This is a genomic window from Micromonospora sp. NPDC002296 (assembly GCF_040296145.1).
Lineage (GTDB): Bacteria > Actinomycetota > Actinomycetes > Mycobacteriales > Micromonosporaceae > Micromonospora.
In genome coordinates this window covers 48,937-67,927 of the sequence record NZ_JBEOWQ010000010.1, presented here as the reverse complement: position 1 = coordinate 67,927, position 18,991 = coordinate 48,937, and the positions used below count along the sequence as shown (strand labels likewise).

The 18,991-nt window shown below is 72.6% G+C and carries 16 protein-coding genes; 13 read left to right on the top strand and 3 right to left on the bottom strand.

Features of this window, described 5'->3' with window-relative positions:
• The first annotated feature begins 21 nt into the window (after nucleotides 1–21).
• From ABT023_RS11230 to ABT023_RS11220, 3 genes are all read left to right on the top strand, one after another.
• On the top strand, nucleotides 22–624 hold the full coding sequence (locus tag ABT023_RS11230; protein WP_350884143.1) for a nitroreductase family protein: 603 nt from the start codon (nucleotides 22–24) through the stop codon (nucleotides 622–624).
• A gap of 204 nt (nucleotides 625–828) precedes the next feature.
• Complete coding sequence (locus ABT023_RS11225; RefSeq protein WP_350884141.1) at nucleotides 829–1,134, top strand: type II toxin-antitoxin system VapB family antitoxin; 306 nt, start codon at nucleotides 829–831, stop codon at nucleotides 1,132–1,134.
• A gap of 158 nt (nucleotides 1,135–1,292) precedes the next feature.
• Complete coding sequence (locus ABT023_RS11220; RefSeq protein WP_350884139.1) at nucleotides 1,293–1,991, top strand: DUF4230 domain-containing protein; 699 nt, start codon at nucleotides 1,293–1,295, stop codon at nucleotides 1,989–1,991.
• Nucleotides 1,992–2,065: 74 nt separating this feature from the next.
• Here the strand turns inward: ABT023_RS11220 and ABT023_RS11215 are convergent, their stop codons facing one another.
• On the bottom strand, nucleotides 2,066–2,272 hold the full coding sequence (locus ABT023_RS11215; RefSeq protein WP_350884137.1) for a PspC domain-containing protein: 207 nt from the start codon (nucleotides 2,270–2,272) through the stop codon (nucleotides 2,066–2,068).
• A gap of 426 nt (nucleotides 2,273–2,698) precedes the next feature.
• Between ABT023_RS11215 and ABT023_RS11210 the strand changes: the two genes are divergently transcribed.
• The 7 genes from ABT023_RS11210 (at nucleotide 2,699) to ABT023_RS11180 (ending at nucleotide 12,449) form a co-directional block, all read left to right on the top strand.
• Nucleotides 2,699–4,069, top strand: coding sequence for an L-serine ammonia-lyase (locus ABT023_RS11210; RefSeq protein WP_350884135.1), 1,371 nt, complete (start codon nucleotides 2,699–2,701; stop codon nucleotides 4,067–4,069).
• 17 nt (nucleotides 4,070–4,086) lie between these two features.
• The gene (locus ABT023_RS11205; protein ID WP_350884133.1) at nucleotides 4,087–4,914 is read left to right on the top strand and encodes an ABC transporter permease; all 828 of its coding nucleotides are present in this window, start codon (nucleotides 4,087–4,089) and stop codon (nucleotides 4,912–4,914) included.
• Nucleotides 4,915–4,948: 34 nt separating this feature from the next.
• Nucleotides 4,949–5,695, top strand: a complete 747-nt coding sequence (locus ABT023_RS11200) for an ABC transporter ATP-binding protein (RefSeq protein ID WP_350884131.1) — start codon at nucleotides 4,949–4,951, stop codon at nucleotides 5,693–5,695.
• Nucleotides 5,692–7,701, top strand: coding sequence for a DUF5941 domain-containing protein (locus tag ABT023_RS11195; protein ID WP_502890641.1), 2,010 nt, complete (start codon nucleotides 5,692–5,694; stop codon nucleotides 7,699–7,701). Before ABT023_RS11200 ends, ABT023_RS11195 begins: the two co-directional genes overlap by 4 nt.
• Before the next feature lie 16 nt (nucleotides 7,702–7,717).
• Nucleotides 7,718–9,907, top strand: coding sequence for a bifunctional glycosyltransferase/CDP-glycerol:glycerophosphate glycerophosphotransferase (locus tag ABT023_RS11190; RefSeq protein ID WP_350884129.1), 2,190 nt, complete (start codon nucleotides 7,718–7,720; stop codon nucleotides 9,905–9,907).
• 118 nt (nucleotides 9,908–10,025) lie between these two features.
• Nucleotides 10,026–11,333 carry an ABC transporter ATP-binding protein gene (locus ABT023_RS11185; RefSeq protein ID WP_350884127.1) on the top strand — a complete coding sequence of 436 codons (1,308 nt, stop codon included), beginning with the start codon at nucleotides 10,026–10,028 and terminating at the stop codon, nucleotides 11,331–11,333.
• Between the two features lie 90 nt (nucleotides 11,334–11,423).
• Complete coding sequence (locus tag ABT023_RS11180) at nucleotides 11,424–12,449, top strand: hypothetical protein (RefSeq protein WP_350884125.1); 1,026 nt, start codon at nucleotides 11,424–11,426, stop codon at nucleotides 12,447–12,449.
• Nucleotides 12,450–12,922: 473 nt separating this feature from the next.
• Here the strand turns inward: ABT023_RS11180 and ABT023_RS11170 are convergent, their stop codons facing one another.
• Nucleotides 12,923–15,040, bottom strand: a complete 2,118-nt coding sequence (locus tag ABT023_RS11170; protein ID WP_502890640.1) for a protein kinase domain-containing protein — start codon at nucleotides 15,038–15,040, stop codon at nucleotides 12,923–12,925.
• Between the two features lie 72 nt (nucleotides 15,041–15,112).
• A complete protein-coding gene (locus ABT023_RS11165; RefSeq protein ID WP_350884358.1) occupies nucleotides 15,113–15,235 on the bottom strand; it encodes a hypothetical protein in 123 nt (40 codons plus the stop codon).
• 83 nt (nucleotides 15,236–15,318) lie between these two features.
• Here ABT023_RS11165 and ABT023_RS11160 point away from each other — a divergent pair, with 83 nt between their 5' ends.
• From ABT023_RS11160 to ABT023_RS11150, 3 genes are all read left to right on the top strand, one after another.
• Nucleotides 15,319–15,786 carry a DUF4442 domain-containing protein gene (locus ABT023_RS11160; protein ID WP_350884124.1) on the top strand — a complete coding sequence of 156 codons (468 nt, stop codon included), beginning with the start codon at nucleotides 15,319–15,321 and terminating at the stop codon, nucleotides 15,784–15,786.
• A 78-nt stretch (nucleotides 15,787–15,864) separates the two neighbouring features.
• Nucleotides 15,865–16,617, top strand: a complete 753-nt coding sequence (locus ABT023_RS11155; RefSeq protein WP_350884122.1) for a beta-phosphoglucomutase family hydrolase — start codon at nucleotides 15,865–15,867, stop codon at nucleotides 16,615–16,617.
• A complete protein-coding gene (locus ABT023_RS11150; RefSeq protein ID WP_350884120.1) occupies nucleotides 16,614–18,986 on the top strand; it encodes a glycoside hydrolase family 65 protein in 2,373 nt (790 codons plus the stop codon). Before ABT023_RS11155 ends, ABT023_RS11150 begins: the two co-directional genes overlap by 4 nt.
• The last annotated feature ends 5 nt before the right edge of the window (nucleotides 18,987–18,991 follow it).

The following is an 18,991-nucleotide window of genomic DNA, read 5'->3' as shown; positions in this document are numbered from 1 at the left end:
CGGCCGGCGCGAGGGAGCGACATGGAGTTCGCCGAGGTCGTCCGGCGACGCCGGATGGTGCGCAACTACGACCCGGACCGCCCGGTACCGCCCGAGGTGGTCGAGCGGCTGCTCGACCACGCGGTCCGGGCCCCGTCCGCCGGCTTCGCCCAGGGCTGGGGATTCCTGGTGCTGGAGGCGGCGGAGGACCGGGAGCGGTTCTGGGTGGCGACCACCCCGGACGGCGGCGGGCGGGAGCGGTGGCTGGCCGGGATGCGGCGGGCACCGCTGATCGTCGTGCCGCACGCCAACCGGTCGGCGTACCTGGAGCGGTACGCCGAGCCGGACAAGGGCTGGGCGGACCGCTCGACGGACCGCTGGCCGGTGCCGTACTGGCACGTCGACACCGGCTTCGCCGCCCTGCTGATGCTGCTCACCGCCGTGGACGAGGGGCTGGGCGCGTGCTTCTTCGGCATCCCGCCCCAGCGCACGATCGCGTACCGGGAGGCGTTCGGGGTGCCGGAGGAGCACCAGCCGATCGGCGCGCTGACCGTCGGCTACCGGGCCCCGGACCACCGGTCGCCGTCGCTGAACCGGGGGCGTCGCCCGGTCGACGAGGTGGTCCACCGGGGCCGCTGGAGCTGACCGGTCCGCCGGAACCGCTCGCGACCGGTGGCGGGGACCCGGTCCGGGGCACCGCAGTAGTGAATGCGACATGAGGGAGTAAAACGCGGTGTGGCGCGGGCGGCTACGCTGGCACGGTCATCGGCGCCGCGACGCGCGGCGCCACACCACGATGCGACCCGACGCGGCGGGTCGGCCCGGTCAGGGGGAGGGGAGCGTACCGTCGTGATCTTCAGAGCGGTCCGGGACGGGAGTCCCTACCCGGACCACAACCTGACGCTCAAGCAGTGGGCGGAGATCCCACCGCGCCCGCTGCGGCTGGACCAGCTGATCACCACCAAGCGCGAGCTGGCGCTGGACAAGCTCCTCGCCGAGGACTCCACCTTCTACGGCGACCTGTTCCCGCACGTCGTGCAGTGGAACGGCGGGCTGTACCTGGAGGACGGGCTGCACCGCGCGCTGCGCGCCGCCCTCCAGCAGCGCAACCAGATCCACGCCCGGGTGCTGGTGCTCTCCGGCCAGGCCGACTGACGGCTGTCGCCGCACGGCCGGCGGGACAGGGCCGGCGTGGTGCGGAGAGGTCGGTCCAGAGCACGACACGGGTGGACCGGCTGCTCGCCGAGCGGGTGTCGCACGATGGCCGTACCGTCATCGGAAGACGATGTGTCCGATCGAGGATGGTGAGCGCGATGTCCCCTGACGGTGAGCCCGACGGTCAGGCCGACCGGCCCGCCCCGCGGGGCCCCTCCGGGCCCGCCCGGGGGCTGCTCGTGGTGCTCGGCGCCGCGGCGCTGGCCGTGGTGGTGCTGCTCGGCACGCAGGTGGCCGGGGTCTTCCCGGACTTCCGCAACCCGTTCAGCAAGGAGCAGACCGACCGCAGCCAGCCCCCGCTGCTGAAGTCGATCCAGGACCTCAGCCGCTACGTCGCGGCCGAGGGCAACTTCCAGGTCGTGGTCGACCTGCAGAACGACCGGAACAACGTCCCGGAGTTCCTGCTCAACGAGCGCACCCTCTTCGTGGGGGCGGGCAGCGTCGAGGCGTACGTCGACTTCGGCAAGATCGCCGAGGGCGCGATCGCCGTTTCGGCCGACGGGAAGTCCGTCGAGGTCAAGCTTCCCGCGCCGCAGCTCGCCCAGACCAACCTGGACATGGAGAAGAGCTACGTCGTCGCGCAGCAGCGGGGGCTCCTCAACCGGCTCAACGACCTGGTCAAGGGCGACCCGAACCGCCAGCAGCAGGTGTACAAGCTGGCCGAGGACCGGATCACCGCCGCCGCCCGGGACAGCGGGCTGACCGCCCGCGCCGAGGAGAACACCCGCAAGATGTTGGAGGGCCTGCTCCGCTCCCTCGGGTACGAGAAGGTGACCGTCACCTACACCGCGCCCTGACGTCCTCCCGCCAGCGACGAAGCGCCCGCCCCGGCAGTCCGGGGCGGGCGCTCGCGCGTGTGGCGGGAGGTGGGTCAGTGGCGGGCGGCGGCGTAGCGGTCCTCGTTCGGCATCAGCACCCACAGCACCAGATAGACGATCACCTGGGTGCCGGGCAGCAGCAGGGACAGCAGGAACAGCAGTCGGATCATGTTGGCGGAGGTGTTGAACCGGCGGGCCAGGCCGACGCAGACCCCGGCGAGCATGCGCCCCTCGCGGGGCCGGACCAGTTTGCGACTCATCGTCGTACTCCCACTCTGCGGCGTACCCGCCGCCTCTGTTCTCCACGGTAGGAACGGACGACCGCCCCGCCCTCCGTCCCGAGGGGGATCCCGCGACCCCTGACCCGTAGGTGCTTACCCGGGCGCCCCCGCCGAAACGCCTCCCCGCCCCGCCCCCGTGCCTCCCCGCCCCGCCCCGCGCCGGATCGCGCTGATTCAGGGAAAGAGTGGCCTCGCGGTGGCGCGGACACCACTGATTCCGTGGAGTAGCGCGGATCTTGACGCTGCGGTGGTGCGGGGTGCGGGGACTGGAGGGGGGTGGCCTGGGCGGGTAGGCTGGCCGGTCGGGCCGTCCACACCCGGACGGCGGTGGGACGGCCGACCCGACCGGGGGAAGCCGCGACCGGGCCGGGCCCGCACTGCGGGGTCGACGGCGAGGAAGTGCACATGATCAGCGTTTTCGACCTCTTCAGCGTGGGCATCGGGCCGTCCAGCTCGCACACCGTGGGCCCGATGCGGGCCGCCCGGACGTTCGTCGCCGGGCTCAAGGCCGACGGGCTGCTCACCACGACGGCCCGGGTGCGGGCCGAGCTGTTCGGCTCGCTCGGCGCCACCGGCCACGGCCACGGCAGCGACCGGGCGGTGCTGCTCGGGCTGGAGGGGGAGTCGCCGGAGGCCGTCGACACCGACACCGTCGGGCCCCGGGTGGCGCGGATCCGGGCCGAGCGGCGGCTGGTCCTGCTCGGCGTCCAGGAGATCGACTTCGACCCGGACCGGGACCTGGTGCTGCACCGGCGTCGGTCGCTGCCGTACCACCCGAACGGGATGACCTTCGTCGCGTACGACGCCGCGGGGGCGGAGCTGCGGGAGCGGACGTACTACTCGGTCGGCGGCGGGTTCGTGGTCGACGAGGAGGCAGCCGGGGCGGACCGGATCGTCCCCGACACCGCCCGGGTCCGGTACCCGTTCCTGACCGGGGCCGAGCTGCTGCGGGTCAGCGCCGGCAACGGGCTGTCGATCAGCGAGGTGATGCTCGCCAACGAGCTGTCCCGGCGCACCGAGGGCGAGGTGCGCGACGGGCTGCTGGAGATCTGGCGGGTGATGCGGGAGTGCGTCGAGCAGGGCTGCGAGCGCGACGGCGTACTCCCGGGTGGGCTGAAGGTGCGGCGGCGCGCGGCGGAGCTGCGGCGCAGCCTGGAGGCGGACACCGGGAACGCCGACCCGCTGCGGGTGATGGACTGGGTGACCCTGTTCGCGCTCGCGGTCAACGAGGAGAACGCGGCCGGCGGCCGGGTGGTCACCGCCCCGACCAACGGCGCTGCGGGGATCATCCCGGCGGTGCTGCACTACTACACCCGGTTCGTGCCGGGGGCGTCGGACGAGGGCGTGGTCCGGTTCCTGCTGGCGGCCGGGGCGATCGGCGTGCTGTTCAAGGAGAACGCCTCGATCTCCGGGGCCGAGGTGGGCTGCCAGGGCGAGGTCGGCTCGGCCTGCTCGATGGCCGCCGCCGGGCTCGCCGAGGCCCTCGGCGGCACCCCCGAGCAGGTGGAGAACGCGGCCGAGATCGGCATGGAACACAACCTCGGGCTCACCTGCGACCCGGTCGGTGGCCTGGTGCAGATCCCCTGCATCGAGCGGAACGCGGTGGCTAGCATCAAGGCGATCACTGCCGCCCGGCTGGCGTTGCGCGGCGACGGGGTGCACCACGTCTCGCTGGACAAGGTGATCAAGACGATGCGTGAGACCGGCGCCGACATGAAGGTCAAGTACAAGGAGACGGCGCGGGGCGGCCTGGCCGTCAACGTGATCGAGTGCTGATCCGGCGAGGAGGCGGGGTGACGTCTGGCGTCGGGGCGCTGTGGGCGCACCGGAACTCGCTGCGCATCCTCGTCCGGCGCGACCTGGCGGTGAAGTACCAGCAGTCGGTGCTGGGCTACCTCTGGTCGCTGATCGAGCCGCTCGGCATGGGGGCGATCTACTGGTTCGTCTTCGGGGTGCTCTACTCCGGCGACACCAGCCGGCACCTCGGGCAGGCTGCCGCGTCGTACCCGCTGTTCCTGATCACCGGCATCTTCGCCTGGATGTGGACCAGCTCGGCGCTGAGCGAGGCGACCAACGCGCTGACCGGGCAGGCCCGGCTGATCACCACGATGAACGTGCCGCGCCAGGTCTTCCCGATCGGCCGGATCACCGGCCGGTTCGCCGAGTACGCCGCCGGCCTGCCGATCCTGGTCGCCATCGCCGCCGTCTACGTGGCGCGCGGCGAGGTGCACCCCGGCTGGTCGGTGCTCGCCCTGCCGCTCGCCGTCGCCGTCCAGGCGGTGCTGCTGGTCGGGCTGGCGCTGCTGCTGTCGGCGCTCAACGTGTTGATGCGCGACATCGAGCGGTTCATGCGGCTGGTGATCCGGCTGCTGTTCTACGCCACCCCGATCATCTACCCGCTGAGCCTGGTCCGGGAGTCCACCATGCCCGGCTGGGTGAGGACCGGGTACGAGCTGAACCCGCTGGTCGGCATCTTCCAGCTCCACCATGCGGTCTGGTACCCGGACCAGTTCCCCGACGCCCGGCTGCTGACCACCACGATCGTGGTGAGCCTGCTGGTGCTGGTGGCCGGCTGGTGGGCGTTCCGCCGGCTCGAACCCGCCGTGCTCAAGGAACTGTGATGACGGTTGTGGCGACGGCGCTCAGGGAGCTGTGATGGCGGAACCGATCATCGAGGCGGACGGCCTCGGCATCCGGTTCGTCCGCAACCGGCGACGGCAGCTGCGGCTGCGGGAGTTCTTCATCCGACCGGGCGACCGGTCGGCCGACGCCGGCCGGTTCTGGCCGCTGCGGGACGTGTCGTTCTCCGTCGCGGCCGGCGAGACGGTCGGGGTGGTCGGCCGCAACGGCACCGGCAAGAGCACCCTGTTGCGGCTGATCGCCGGGGTGCTGATCCCTGACGAGGGACGGATCCGGGTCCGTGGCGACGTGGCGCCGCTGCTGGAGCTGTCCGCCGGTTTCTCCAACGACCTGACCGGGCGGGAGAACCTGTACCTCGTCGGCGGGCTGCACGGGCTGTCGTCGGGTTACCTGCGCGAACACTTCGACGAGATCGTTTCCTTCGCCGGTGAGCAGGTGGAACAGGCCATCGACGCGGCGGTGCGGCACTACTCCTCCGGGATGAAGGTGCGGCTCGGTTTCGCCATCATCTCGCACCTGCCGCACCCGATCCTGCTCATGGACGAGGTGACCGCGGTCGGGGACGCGGAGTTCCGCAAGAAGTGCTATGCGACGATCGACCGATTGCTGGGGGAGGGACGCACACTGGTGCTGGTGTCACACAACGAAAAGGATCTGACCCGGTTCTGCCGTCGAGGGTTGTACCTCGACGCCGGGCGGCTGATCGTCGACGGGACGATCGCCGAGGCGCTGGACGCGTACCACACCGCGGTTCCGCGGTGACGCTCGCGATCGTGCTCGCCGCCGGTTCTCCGGCCGCGGGCCTGCCGACACGCGCCGGGGCGCCGCTCGCCGACCGGCTGACCGACCAGTGGCGCCGGGCCGGGGCGAGTCAGGTGCGGCGCGCCGCCGACCTGGCCGAGCTGGCCGCCCTCGCCGACGCCGCGACCGGGCCGGTGATCGTCAGCGGGGCGGACCTGGTGGCGCACACCGCCGTACTGCGGCACCTGGCCACCAGCCCGGTCGGGCCGACGGTGGCCCTGGTGCTCACCGACCCGCCGGCCCCCGGCCGGGCCGTGGTGCGCGAGGAGCGCGGCCAGGTGGTCGCCGCCGGCGTTGACGGGCAGCCCGAAGGCGGTGCGACCGGGGTGTTCGGCGGGGCGCTGCGGGTGGGGGTGGACGACCTGCCGGCGCTGGCCGCCGCCGCCCGGGCCGTCGACCCGGGCGGGTCGCCGGCCGGCACAGCCCCCGGGCCCGACCCGGCCGGGCACGCGGTGGACCGGTTGTTCGCCGGCCTCACCGCAGCCGGCACGCTGACCTTCGCCCATCGGGTACGCCTGCTCGTCGCCCACCGGGTCGCCGACCCGGCGGGGCTGGCCGCGGCCGAGGCGGCCCTCGGAGCGGTCGACGAGGACAAGGCCGAGCTGCGGCTGTCGGTGAAGGAGAAGGACGACTTCTTCACCACGTACTTCGTCAGCACCTGGTCCCCGTACGTCACGAAGGCGTCGGCGCGGCTCAGGCTGACCCCGACCGGGGTCACCGCGATCTCCGTGCTGTTCGCGGTCGCCGCGGCGGTGCTGTTCGGCGTCGGCGGCCGGCCCGCGCTGGTCACCGGCGCGGTGCTGCTCTACCTCGGCTTCATGCTCGACTGCGTGGACGGGCAGCTCGCCCGCTACACCCGGCACTTCAGCGCTTGGGGCGGCTGGCTGGACACCATGGCCGACCGGGCCAAGGAGTACGTGGTCTACGCCGGCCTCGGCTACGGGGCGACGGCCGCCGGCTACCGGTACGGCTGGGCGCTGGCCATCGCCGCGATGACGTTGCAGACCGTCCGGCACATGACCGACACCTGGTACGGGGTGCTGCACGACGAGGCGGCCCGCCGGCCGAGGGCAGCCGACGCGGGTGGCGGCGGGATCGGCGACAAGCTGAACGCCGCGTCGACGCGGGTGCAGGCCGACACGGGTTCGCTGTCGTACTGGCTGAAGCGGACGGTGGTGTTCCCGATCGGGGAGCGGTGGGCGCTGATCGCGCTGACCGTCGCGCTGTTCGACCCGCTGGTCAGCCTGGTCGCGGTGCTGACCTGGGGGGTGCTGGCGTTCGCGTACACGGGTGCGCTGCGTACCCTGCGGGCCCGCTGGATGCGGGTGCCGGTGCTGGACACGGTCGACGCCAGCCTGCACCGCGACGACGGCCCGCTCGCGGCCCGGTTCCCGGCGCTGGGCCCGGTGGGCCCGCTGACGCTGGCGGTGATCGGCGCCCTCGGCCCGGCGGCGCTGCTGGTCGCGGCCCTGCTCCGGGCGGGTGGGGACGGCGACCCGGCCGGCCTGCGTTGGGCGGTGCCGGCGGCCCTGCTGGTGCTGCTGGCCGCCGGCCTGGGGGCCGGGGCGGGGCACGACGGCCCGCTGGACTGGTTGGTCCCGGCCGCGCTGCGGGCCGGCGAGTACCTGTTCGCCGTCGCGGTCGGCGTGGTCGCCGGGGTGCCGGCGTGGGTCGTCTTCGGGTACGTCTTCGTGCTGACCCTGCACCACTACGACCTCACGGCCCGGTTGGAGAAGCGGCAGGCGGCCCCGCCGCTGCACCCGTGGACGCTGGGCTGGGAGGGGCGCTCGGTGCTGCTGGCCATCGCGGCGATCGTCGGATTCGCGGCTGTTGTGATGGCTACACTCGGTACGTACCTGTTCATGGTTTTCGTCGGGAGCGTGGTCCTGGCCTGGGTCGTCCTGCCCGCCCGCGCCCGGCGGGCCGCGGGCGTCCCGGCGCGCGGAGGCGTCCGCCAGCCGGGCTGACGTGGGGGGCCGGTCGATGACGCTGATCAGCTTCGTCGTACCGGCCTACCGGGTGCAGGCGTACCTGAGCGAGTGCCTCGACTCGATCCTCGGCCAGCCGTTCGACGACGTCGAGGTGATCGGCGTCGACGACCACTCGCCGGACGGCAGCGGCGACATCCTGGCCGACTACGCGGCCCGGGATCACCGGGTCCGCGCCGTCCGGCTGACCGAGAACATCGGCCTGGGTCCGGCCCGCAACGCCGGGCTGGACCTGGCCGGCGGCGAGTACGTCTGGTTCGTCGACGGCGACGACTGGCTGGCCCCGGACTGCCTCGCCGAGGTGGCCGCCCGGCTCCGGGCCACCCGCCCGGACGTGCTCGTCGTCGACCACGTCCGGGTGCGGTGGGACGAGCGGCCCACCCGCAGCGCGATGCGGGACGTCTTCCCCGAGCCAATCGGACCGGCCACCTTCCGGCTGCGCGAGCGGCCGGAGACGCTGCGGCTGCTGCACACCGCGTGGAACCGGCTGGTCCGCCGGGAGTTCCTGGTCGACCTCGGGCTGCGCTTCGAGCCCGGCTGGTACGAGGACGTGCCGTTCAGCTTCCCGGTGCTGATGGCCGCCGAGCGGATCGGGGTGCTGGACCGGGTCTGCGTCAACTACCGGCAGCGCCGGGCCGGCGCGATCACCCGGACCCGGGGGGACCGGCACTTCGAGGTGTTCGTCCAGTGGCACCGGGTGTTCCGGCTGATGGACCGGTGGGCGCCGGCCGCCGACGACCTGCGCCCGGCGGTCTTCGAGCGGATGATCTGGCACTACCTGACCGTGCTCGGCAACGGCGAGCGGATCGCTCCCGAGCTGCGCCCCGCCTTCTTCGCCCAGATCACCGCCGACCACGCCCGCTTCCGACCGCCCGGGGGCCATCCGGTGCCGGAGGGGGTGGAGGGGCTCAAGCACCGGCTGGCCGCCGCCGGCCGGTGGCGGACGTTCAGCGCCCTGCGGGCGGCCAACCACACCCGGGACGCCGCCCGGCAGCAGGTCCGCCGGGCGAGGCCGGTGGCCCGGCGGGCCGCCCGACTGGGCCGCGACGCGCTGCTGCGCGGGTACTACCGGGCCGAACTGCGCCGCCCGCTCGACCCGACGCTGGCCGTCTACGCGGCGTACTGGTACCGCGGGTACGCCTGCAACCCGGCGGCGATCTACGAGGCGGCCCGCCGGCTGGCCCCGCAGGTGCGCGGGGTCTGGGTGATCCGGCGGGACCGGGTCGGCTCCCTCCCGGACGGGGTGGAGTTCGTGGTGGCCGGCAGCCGCGAGTACCACCGGGTGCTGGCCCGGGCCACCTGGCTGGTCAACAACGTGAACTTTCCCGACTTCGTGGGCAAGCGGCCGGGCTCGGTGCACGTGCAGACCCACCACGGCACGCCGGTCAAGGTGATGGGGCTGGACCAGCAGCGCTACCCGGCCGGCGCGGTGGGGATGGACTTCGCGAAGCTGCTTCGCCGGGTGGACCGGTGGGACTACAGCGTCTCCGCGAACAGCTTCTCCACCCAGATGTGGGAGCGGGCGTACCCGGCCGCGTACACCACGCTGGAGGTCGGGTACCCGCGCAACGACCGGCTGGCCACCGCCACCCCCGCCGAGGTGCGCGAGGTGCGTTCCCGGCTCGGCCTCGCCCCCGGCGACCGGGTGGTGCTCTACGCCCCGACCCACCGCGAACACCTGCCCGGGTACCGCCCGCCGTTCGACCCGGACGTGCTGGTCGACACGCTCGGCCCGGCCGGCCGGCTGCTGATCCGCAGCCACTACTTCCACGACCGGGACCGCCGGCCGTCGGGTCCGGTCCTCGGCCCGGCCGGCGCCCGGATCCGGGACGTCAGCGATCACGACCGGGTCGAGGACCTCTACCTCGCCGCCGACGTGCTGATCACCGACTACTCGTCGGCGATGTTCGACTACGCCCTCCTGGACCGGCCGATCGTCGTGTACGCGCCGGACTGGACGGCGTACCGGCTGGCCCGGGGCGTCTACCTGGACCTGCTCGCCGAGCCGCCCGGCGCCGTGACCACCAGCTTCCCCGGTCTGCTCGACCTGTTCCGCTCCGGCGCGGTCGACGCCCCCGCCGCGACCGAGGCCCGGGCCCGGTTCCGGGCCCGGTTCTGCGCCCTGGACGACGGCCACGCCGCCGAGCGGGTCGTCCGCCGGGTTTTCCTCGGCGAACCGGGCTGAACCCGCTGACCCGTAATAGGCCTGTCACGAGCCGAACATGGCACGTTTACCCGATGTGCGGACCCGATGATCCTGGTCACATACATTCGGTACGGCCGACGAGCTGGGGGAGGAGACGGTGACAACCGTCGCGCTCAAGGATGTGACCAAGGTTTTCCCGGACGGGACGGTCGCCGTCGACAAGATCAACCTGGATGTGAACGACGGTGAGTTCATGGTCCTGCTCGGGCCGTCCGGGTGCGGGAAGTCCACCGTGCTGCGGATGGTGGCCGGGCTGGAGGCCCCGAGCTCCGGAGCGGTCCTGCTCGACGGTGAGCTGGCAAACGACCTGCCGCCCCGGGACCGGAAGATCGCCATGGTGTTCCAGGACTTCGCCCTCTACCCGCACATGACGGTGGGGGACAACATCGCCTTCCCGCTGCGGCTGGCCGGGGTCGAGCCCTCGCCGCGCGACGAGCGGGTCGCCGACGTGGCCAGCGCGCTGGGCATCGGCGACGTGCTGGGCCGCAAGCCCAGCCAGCTCTCCGGCGGGCAGCGCCAGCGGGTCGCGATGGGCCGCGCCATCGTCCGCCGGCCGGGGCTCTTCCTGATGGACGAGCCGCTGTCCAACCTTGACAGCGGGCTGCGGGCGGAGCTGCGGGCGGAGATCTCCGGCCTGACCCGCGAGCTGGGCGTCAGCACCATCTACGTCACCCACGACCAGGCCGAGGCCCTGACCATGGCCGACCGGGTGGCAATCATGCGCAAGGGCGTGCTCCAGGACGTGGGCACCCCCACCCAGGTGTACGGCCGCCCGGCCACCCTCTACGTGGCCGCGTTCCTCGGCAGCCCCCGGATGAACCTGTTGGAGGCGTCCGTCTACGTCCACCTCGACCGGTACGTCGCGCTGAAGATCGGCGAACAGTCGCTCTACCTGCCCTGGACCGACATCCGCAGCCGGGCCGTCGCGCACTACCACGGCGAGCGGATCGTCGTCGGGATGCGGGCCGAGGCCCTCACCCCGGTCTCCCCGGACGCCCCGGGCGACGTGCTCCGGGGCCGGATCCGCTACCTGGAGCACCACGGCCACGAGTCGCTGGCCTACCTCGACATCGGGGCCACCGCCATCGTGGTGGACGAGATGGGCAGCCGGGCCGAGGACGCCGACGGCGGCCAGCGCGGCCGGCGCCGGTTCGGGCAGGTCATACAGCGGCTCACCGGCCGGGGCGCCGAGCCGGGACCGACTCCCGACGAGACCGCCCGGGGCAACCGGGCCAGTGTGCTCAGCGACCAGGGCCGGCACCACCGCCGCCCGGCGGAGCTGGGGGTCCGGCTCGCGCCGTACCCGGCGGTCTCCGCCGGTCACCCGCTGGCCGTCTCGGTGCGCCTGGACGCGCTGCACTTCTTCGACGAGCGGGGAGACCGGATCGACGTGGGCTGGCGCTGACCCGACAGGCGGGGTGGCGGGCGGGTAGGTCGGTGCCCTACGGTCAGCGGACTTCGTCCACAGAGCACAGTGTGAGAAAGGGGTCCGCCAGTGTCGGCTGACCGTCCGAGCCCGCTCGTCATCGAGCGCATCCTGCGCGACCGGCAGGGCATCTGGCAGCAGATCGTGGCCGACCGGGACCTCAACGGCCTCACCGTGCGGATGCTGGCCAGCTCCGGCATCGCCCTGGCCTGCTACGGCGCGGTGCTCGGCGCGTTCCACAGCGTGCTGATGGCGCTGACCTCGGCGGTCAAGCTGCCGCTGCTGTTCCTGGTCACGCTCGCCATCTGCCTGCCCACGCTCTACCTGTTCAACCTGGTCTTCGGGGCCCGGTTGTCGGTGCGACAGTCGCTGGCGCTGGTGATGGTGGCGATCACCATCACCTCGATGCTGGCCGTGGCGTTCGCGCCGATCAGCCTCTTCTTCCTGATCACCGCTCCCGACTACGGCTTCTTCAAGCTGCTCAACGTCGCCATCCTGACGCTGAGCGCGGTGGTCGGGCTGCGCTTCCTGACCGGCGGCATGCAGGTGCTCAACGCCCACGGCCTGCTTTCTCCGACCGCCGCTGCTGCGGCCCCGGCTGTGACGGCTCCGGCTCCCGCCGCTGTGGCTCCGGATCCCGCCGCTGTGGGCCCGGCTCCCGCACCGGTCGCGGTCGGTGCCAACGGCACCGCGGTCGAGGCCGCCGCCCAGCCCGCGCCCGCCACGGTGGTAGCGACTCCCGCCCCGGTGGCCGCCATGCCCGGGGCCGCCATGCCCGGGGCCGTTGCGCCCGGGGCTGTTGCGCCCGGGGCCGCCATGCCCGGTCATCCCGGGCCGGGGCTGCTTCCCGCCGGGTATCCGCCGGCGCAGTACCGCCACTGGCCCGAGCCGGCGGTCCGCCGACCGGCTGCCGAGCGCCCGGCGAGCATGACCCTGCTGTACGTGTGGATCCTGCTCTTCGGCTTCGTCGGGACCCAGCTCGCCTGGACGCTGCGCCCATTCTTCGGCAGCCCCGGTGAGAAGTTTGCCCTGTTCCGCAGCATCGAGGGCAACTTCTACGCCGAGATCATCCGCACCATCGGCCACCTCTTCTAGCGAGAGCTTCCACCCCTCGGGGTGCTGTGGGCGTCGCACCTTGATCGTCTGCTGATTTTCGAGACGACATGCCGGGCGAGCTCTCCATAATCAGCAGACGATCATGGAGAGCCGCCCCTGACGGGGCGAGGTGAGAGCGGAGGCGGGAGGCAGGGAAGCACCCGGCCCTGTCGAGGGAGAGCACCAGCAGGCTCCCGGGAACCGCCGGTGATCGGCCAGCCGTGCAAGGTCGCGCTCGATCCCGGGAAGCGTGGCCTCCTGCCCGTACGAGGCCGCACTTTCCCTGATCGAGCACGATCTTGTTCCCTGAGCCGGCGCGGTCGTGTCCGTTCGTACGGACCCAGACCACGCCAGGGCCCGCCCGCGCAGGGAGGAAGCCTGAACGCCCGGAGCGGGCCGGCCCCGACGAACCCCCCGCCGAGTCGCAGCGCCGAGCCGAACCGAGGCATGCCGACTTCGACACATGGCCTGACCTAGCCGACGTGCCACTTCTGATTCTCGCTGCCGTTGCAGTCCCAGATGTTGAGCCAGACACCGTTGGCGGGGTCGCCGCCGGGCACGTCGACGCATTTGGCCGGGACGGTGCCGAGGCTGACCAGGTCGCCCGCGCCGTTCAGGTCGAAACGCTGCTTCGCGCTGCCCGTGCAGGTGGCGATCCGTAGGTGTGGGCCGTTGCTGGTGTCCGTGATCTCAAGGCACTTGCCCACCACCCGAAGCGTGCGGTCTGCGGCGAGGGTGAATTGCTCCCCGGCGGCGCCGTGGCATTCCCAGGTCTGGATTTTGGCAGTTGTGGTCGGGGAGCTGTCCGGTACGTCGATGCACGTGCCGCTGCCGTTGTTGATGATGGGTCGGTTGGTGAACCGGGCCTTTGCCGAGGTGCTGCTCTTGGCGGGCCTCGGTGACCTGGGCGGGGTGACACTGACGCGAGGAGAGGGCGAAACGCTCCTGCTCGGCCTGGCAGACGTCGATGCTCCGCCCGGTGACGCCTGTGCCTGTAGCGCGCGGAAGCCCTCCATGATCAGTGAAAGAGCGCCCTGCCCGGCCGCCCACGCATCGTCCGGTGTGGTCCATCCGATCGCGTACGCCTGGCCGTTCTCGGCGACGAAGGTGCGGCTGAGGGTGTGCATCCGCCTCCCGCTGGCGTCGGCGTATGTCCATTCCCGGTCCACCGCCCGGGCCCGGTAGTTCACCTTGTGGAGGTGAACCGGTTTGTAGTCCGGATGTCTTCCGGTCTCGCGGTCCGCCGCCTCTGCGGCCCGGGCGTCCGCCAGGAGATCGGCCTTCGGCACGCCGAGAGCGTCGACGGCCAGCACGCGACGGCTGTTCAGATCGTGGAACTCGACGCGCGTGCCGTCGCGGAGCTGCTGCCAGCCGTCCGGGACCGGTACCGAGAAGCCGGGATCTTGGGTGTAGTAGTGCCATCCGGCCATCGGCGCGTGGGTCGGTGAAGCCGACGTGCCGAGCACCGGGTCGTGCTTGGCGTCGTCGGCCAGGGCGTTGCTGACGAGCGGTTGAACCGCGATGACGCCGACCAGGCCCACGGCCGCGACGGCGGCGATCAGCCAGCGGTTTCGCCTCGTGGCGGCGGTGGTCGTGGTGGCGGTCGGTGTCTGGGCCGGCCTGTCCGGCGGGGCCGTGGTGACGGACGGCTTCGGGGTCGGCTCCTCCTGCGCCGCCGGGCCCGTCGCCGGCGTGCCTGTGGCCGTCGGGCCCGTCGCCGCCGGGCTCGCCGACGCCTGTGCGTACACGTGCGCGTGAGGCGGGGACGGTTCCGCGGGTACCGCCTGACGCAGGAGTCGTTCGGCTTCCTCGGCGTCGATCCGCCGGCTCGGGTCCTTGCGTAGCAGCCCTTCGAGAGCCGGGGTCAGTGCACCCGCGCGCTGGGGTGGCGACGGCGGATCGGTCGCGATGGCGGTCAGCGTCGCGACCGCCGACGACCGCGCGTACGGCGGCCTCCCCTCCACGGCGGCGTAGAGCGTCGCGCCGAGCGACCACAGGTCGGCCGCAGGGCCGATCAGGCCGTCGGTGAGCCGCTCCGGCGGAAGGAACGAGGGCGAACCGAGCACGATCCCGGTTCGGGTCATGCTCGGGTCGTCAGGTGCGGTGGCCAGCCCGAAGTCGGTCAGTACCACCCGGCCGTCATCGGCGAGCAGCACGTTCGCCGGCTTGACATCCCGGTGCAGCAGTCCGGCCCGGTGGGCGGCGCGCAGCGCGGCGAGCAGGGCCAGGCCGATCCGCGCCACCTGGGCCGGCGTCAGCGGGCCGTTCTCGGCCACCACCGAATGCAGCGACCGGGACGGGACGAACTCCATCACGATCCATGGCTCGCCGTCGGCATGCAGCACGTCGAAGATCCGTACCACATTGCTCTGGTCCAGCCGCGCGATCGCCCGCGCCTCGCGCATGGACCGCTCGCGCATCTCCCGCCGCTCGTCGTCCGTCAGACCCGGTGGCGGCACCAATTCCTTGATCGCCACATCCCGGCGTAGCGTCTCGTCGCGGGCCAGCCAGACCCGTCCCATGCCGCCCTGCCCGAGGGGACTGACGAGTCGGTATCGGCCGGCGATCGAACGCTGTGGAGTGTCGGACACAGCCAGGACCGTACCTGCACGGCAATCGATTCCGTGCCCGGGTAGTTGCCCGAAAAGCGACAGTCAGACGCATCACTCGTGTGCGGTCGGCCAGCCCGGGGCGGGTCCGTCGTCCGGGTTGAGCCGGTACAGGTCCCGGACCGCCTCGTAGTGCAACCCGCTGAGGTAGATCGACAGGCCGATCGTGGAGCACACGGGGGGACGTACGAGGTCCCGACGGCTCTGCGGCCTCGCCGGGCGCACTTGAAGCACAAGTTACCGAGGAGTAATGTTCGGGCATGAGTATCGACTCTCGCCGGGTTGCCGCCGGCATGCTGGAGGCCGTGCCCTTCGCCCGTACGCTCGGCGTCGAATTCGTCGAGGTGGCCCCCGAGGCGGAGGGCGGCGTGCGCGCCGTGGTCCGGCTGCCCGACTCGCCGGACACCCACAACCACGTCGGCGGTCCGCACGCCGGGGCGATGTTCACCCTCGGCGAGACCGCCTCCGGCGCGGTGGTGCTGGCCGCGTTCGGCCAACTCCTCGACCGCGCGGTGCCGCTGGCCGTGCGCGCGGAGATCGCGTACCGGAAGCTGGCGATGGGGCCGGTGCTGGCCACCGCGCGGCTCGGCCGGACGGCGGCCGAGGTGATCGCCGAACTGGACGCCGGCCGGCGGCCCGAGTTCCCGGTCGAGGTCGAGATCACCACCGAGGACGGCACGCCGACCTCGGCGATGACCGTGGTCTGGACGCTGCGCCCGAACCGCTGAGCGTGTCGCCACCCCGGCCCCCGCGCGTCGTGAGGTGAATCCGGTTTGCCGGGTCCGGCCGGTGGATAGATTCGAACCGTGCTGGGCCTGCCTGATCATGTGACCGCCTGTCTCTTCGATCTGGACGGCGTGCTGACCCAGACCGCCCGGGTGCACAACGCGGCGTGGACGCAGACGTTCGACGCGTTCCTCCTGCGGCACTCGGCGGCCAGTGGCGAGCCGTACCAGCCGTTCGACCCGGGACCCGACTACAACCGGTACGTCGACGGCCGGCCCCGGGCCGACGGGGTGCGCTCCTTCCTGGCCTCCCGGGGGATCACCCTGCCCGAGGGCGGGCCCGACGACCCGCCGGAGGCGGACACCGTCAACGGGGTGGGCAACCGGAAGAACGTCGTCCTGCTGGAGCGCCTCCGCACCGACGGGGTCGAGGTCTATCCGGGCTCGGTGACGTACCTGAAGGCGACGGCCGACGCCGGCCTGCGCCGCGCGGTCGTCTCGGCGAGCGCCAACTGCCGGCAGGTGGTCGCCGCAGCCGGGCTGGAGCCGCTGCTGGAGGCCCGGGTGGACGGGGTAATCGCCCGCGAGCGGGGGCTGCGCGGCAAGCCGCACCCGGACACCTTCCTGGCCGGGGCGAAGCTGCTGGGGGTCGAGCCGGGCCGGGCGGCCGTCTTCGAGGACGCGCTGGCCGGCGTCGCCGCCGGCCGGGCCGGCGGGTTCGGCTACGTGGTCGGCGTGGACCGGGTGGGGCAGGCCGAAGAGCTCCGCGCGCACGGGGCGGACGTCGTGGTGACGGACCTCGGCGACCTGATCGACAGGGAGACACCCGCATGATCCGAGAACGCGCCTACCCGGTGGAGCCCTGGCACATCCGGGAGACCCGCCTCGACCTGGACGTGCTGGCCCAGTCCGAGTCGGTCTTCGCGCTCTCCAACGGGCACATCGGCCTGCGCGGGAACCTGGACGAGGGCGAGCCCCACGGCCTGCCCGGCACCTACCTGAACTCCTTCTACGAGCTGCGCCCGTTGCCGTACGCCGAGGCGGGTTTCGGCTTCCCCGAGTCCGGCCAGACCATCGTCAACGTCACCAACGGCAAGCTGATCCGGCTGCTGGTCGACGACGAGCCGCTCGACGTCCGGTACGGCGAACTGCTCGCCCACGAGCGGATCCTCGACCTGCGGGCCGGCACCCTGCACCGGGAGCTGCACTGGCGTACCCCGGCGGGCCGGGAGGTCAAGGTCCGCAGCACCCGGCTGGTGTCGTTCACCCAGCGGGCGGTCGCCGCCATCAGCTACGAGGTGGAGGCGGTCGACGGGCCCATCCGGCTGATCCTCCAGTCCGAGCTGGTGGCCAACGAGACCCTCCCGGCGCAGAGCCGCGACCCCCGGGTGGCGGCGGTGCTGGAGTCACCGTTGGTGGCCGAGGAGGAGCTGACCACCGGCGACGGCGGGCTGCTGATCCACCGGACCAAGGTCAGCGGCCTGCGGGTGGCCGCCGCCATGGACCACGACGTGCACGGCCCGCAGCGCACCACCGTCCAGTCGGAGGGGTACGAGGACTGGGTCCGTACCACCATCGGGTGCGTGCTCAAGCCCGGGGAGACGCTGCGGGTGGTCAAGTACCTGACGTACGGCTGGTCGAGCAAGCGGTCGCTGCCGGCGCTGCGCGACCAGGTCGGCGCGGCCCTCGCCGCGGCCCGCCTCGACGGCTGGGACGGGCTGCGCCGCGAGCAGCGGGAGTACCTGGACGAGTTCTGGGACGCCGCCGACGTGCGGGTCGAGGGCGACCCGGAGGTGCAGCAGGCGGTGCGGTTCGGCCTGTTCCACGTGCTCCAGGCCGGTGCCCGGGCCGAGCGGCGGCCGATCTCCGCGAAGGGCCTGACCGGCCCCGGGTACGACGGACACGCGTTCTGGGACACCGAGATGTTCGTGCTGCCGGTGCTCACCTACACCCAGCCGGGCGCGGTGCGCGACGCCCTGTACTGGCGGCACTCCACCCTGGAACAGGCGCAGGACCGGGCCCGGACGCTGAACCTCGCCGGCGCGGCCTTCCCGTGGCGCACCATCGAGGGCCCGGAGTCGTCGGCGTACTGGCCGGCGGGGACGGCCGCGTTCCACATCGCCGCCGACGTCGCCGACGCGCTGCGCCGGTACATGCTGGTCACCGGCGACGAGGGGCTGGCGCGGGAGATCGGCCTGGAGCTGCTGGTCGAGACGGCCCGGCTGTGGCGATCGCTGGGGCACCACGACCGGAACGGCCGGTTCCACATCGACGGGGTGACCGGCCCGGACGAGTACACCGCGGTGAAGAACGACAACATCTACACCAACCTGATGGCGCAGCGGAACCTGCTCACCGCCGCCGAGTACGCGATGCGGTTCCGGGACGAGGCGACCGACCTCGGGGTGACCGAGGAGGAGGCGGCGGCCTGGCGGGACGCGGCGAACGCGATGTGCGTCCCGTACGACGACGAGGTCGACGTGCACGAGCAGGTGGACGGGTTCACCCTGCTCCAGGAGTGGGACTTCGAGCACACCCCCGCCGAGAAGTACCCGTTGCTGCTGCACTACCCGTACTTCGACCTGTACCGCAAGCAGGTGGTCAAGCAGGCCGACCTGGTGCTCGCCATGCACTGGCGGGGGGACGCGTTCAGCGACGAGGAGAAGCTGCGCAACTTCCTGTACTACGAGCGCCGGACGGTGCGCGACTCGTCCCTGTCGGCGTGCACCCAGGCGGTGATGTCGGCCGAGGTCGGCTACCTGGAGCTGGCCCACCGGTACCTGCGCGAGGCCGCGCTGATGGACCTGCACGACCTGAACGAGAACACCCGCGACGGGGTGCACATGGCGTCCCTCGCCGGGGCGTGGATCGCCCTGGTCGCCGGGTTCGGCGGGCTGCGCGACCACGACGGGCTGCTGACGTTCGCGCCCCGGCTGCCGAGCGGGCTCACCCGGCTGGAGTTCTCGTTGCAGTGGCGGGGCATGCGGCTGCGGGTCGACGTCCGGCCGCACCAGGCCACGTACGCGCTGCGGCACGGCTGCACCGACGACGTGGTGGAGCTGCGGCACCACGGCGAGAAGGTGCGGGTGACCTGCGCCGAGCCGGTCACCGTGCCGGTGCCGCCGTTCGACCAGCCCGGCCCCGAGCCGGAGCAGCCGCCCGGCCGGGCGCCCCTGCTGCACCTGCCCGAGAAGGTCAGCTAGCCGAC

Bases quoted from the DNA above. Each gene is read 5' to 3' on its own strand.
- ABT023_RS11150 (WP_350884120.1), top strand. From the start codon at position 16,614: ATGATCCGAGAACGCGCCTACCCGGTGGAGCCCTGGCACATCCGGGAG.
- ABT023_RS11190 (WP_350884129.1), top strand. From the start codon at position 7,718: ATGACGCTGATCAGCTTCGTCGTACCGGCCTACCGGGTGCAGGCGTAC.
- ABT023_RS11160 (WP_350884124.1), top strand. From the start codon at position 15,319: ATGAGTATCGACTCTCGCCGGGTTGCCGCCGGCATGCTGGAGGCCGTG.
- ABT023_RS11230 (WP_350884143.1), top strand. From the start codon at position 22: ATGGAGTTCGCCGAGGTCGTCCGGCGACGCCGGATGGTGCGCAACTAC.
- ABT023_RS11200 (WP_350884131.1), top strand. From the start codon at position 4,949: ATGGCGGAACCGATCATCGAGGCGGACGGCCTCGGCATCCGGTTCGTC.
- ABT023_RS11220 (WP_350884139.1), top strand. From the start codon at position 1,293: ATGTCCCCTGACGGTGAGCCCGACGGTCAGGCCGACCGGCCCGCCCCG.
- ABT023_RS11210 (WP_350884135.1), top strand. From the start codon at position 2,699: ATGATCAGCGTTTTCGACCTCTTCAGCGTGGGCATCGGGCCGTCCAGC.
- ABT023_RS11215 (WP_350884137.1), bottom strand. From the start codon at position 2,272: ATGAGTCGCAAACTGGTCCGGCCCCGCGAGGGGCGCATGCTCGCCGGG.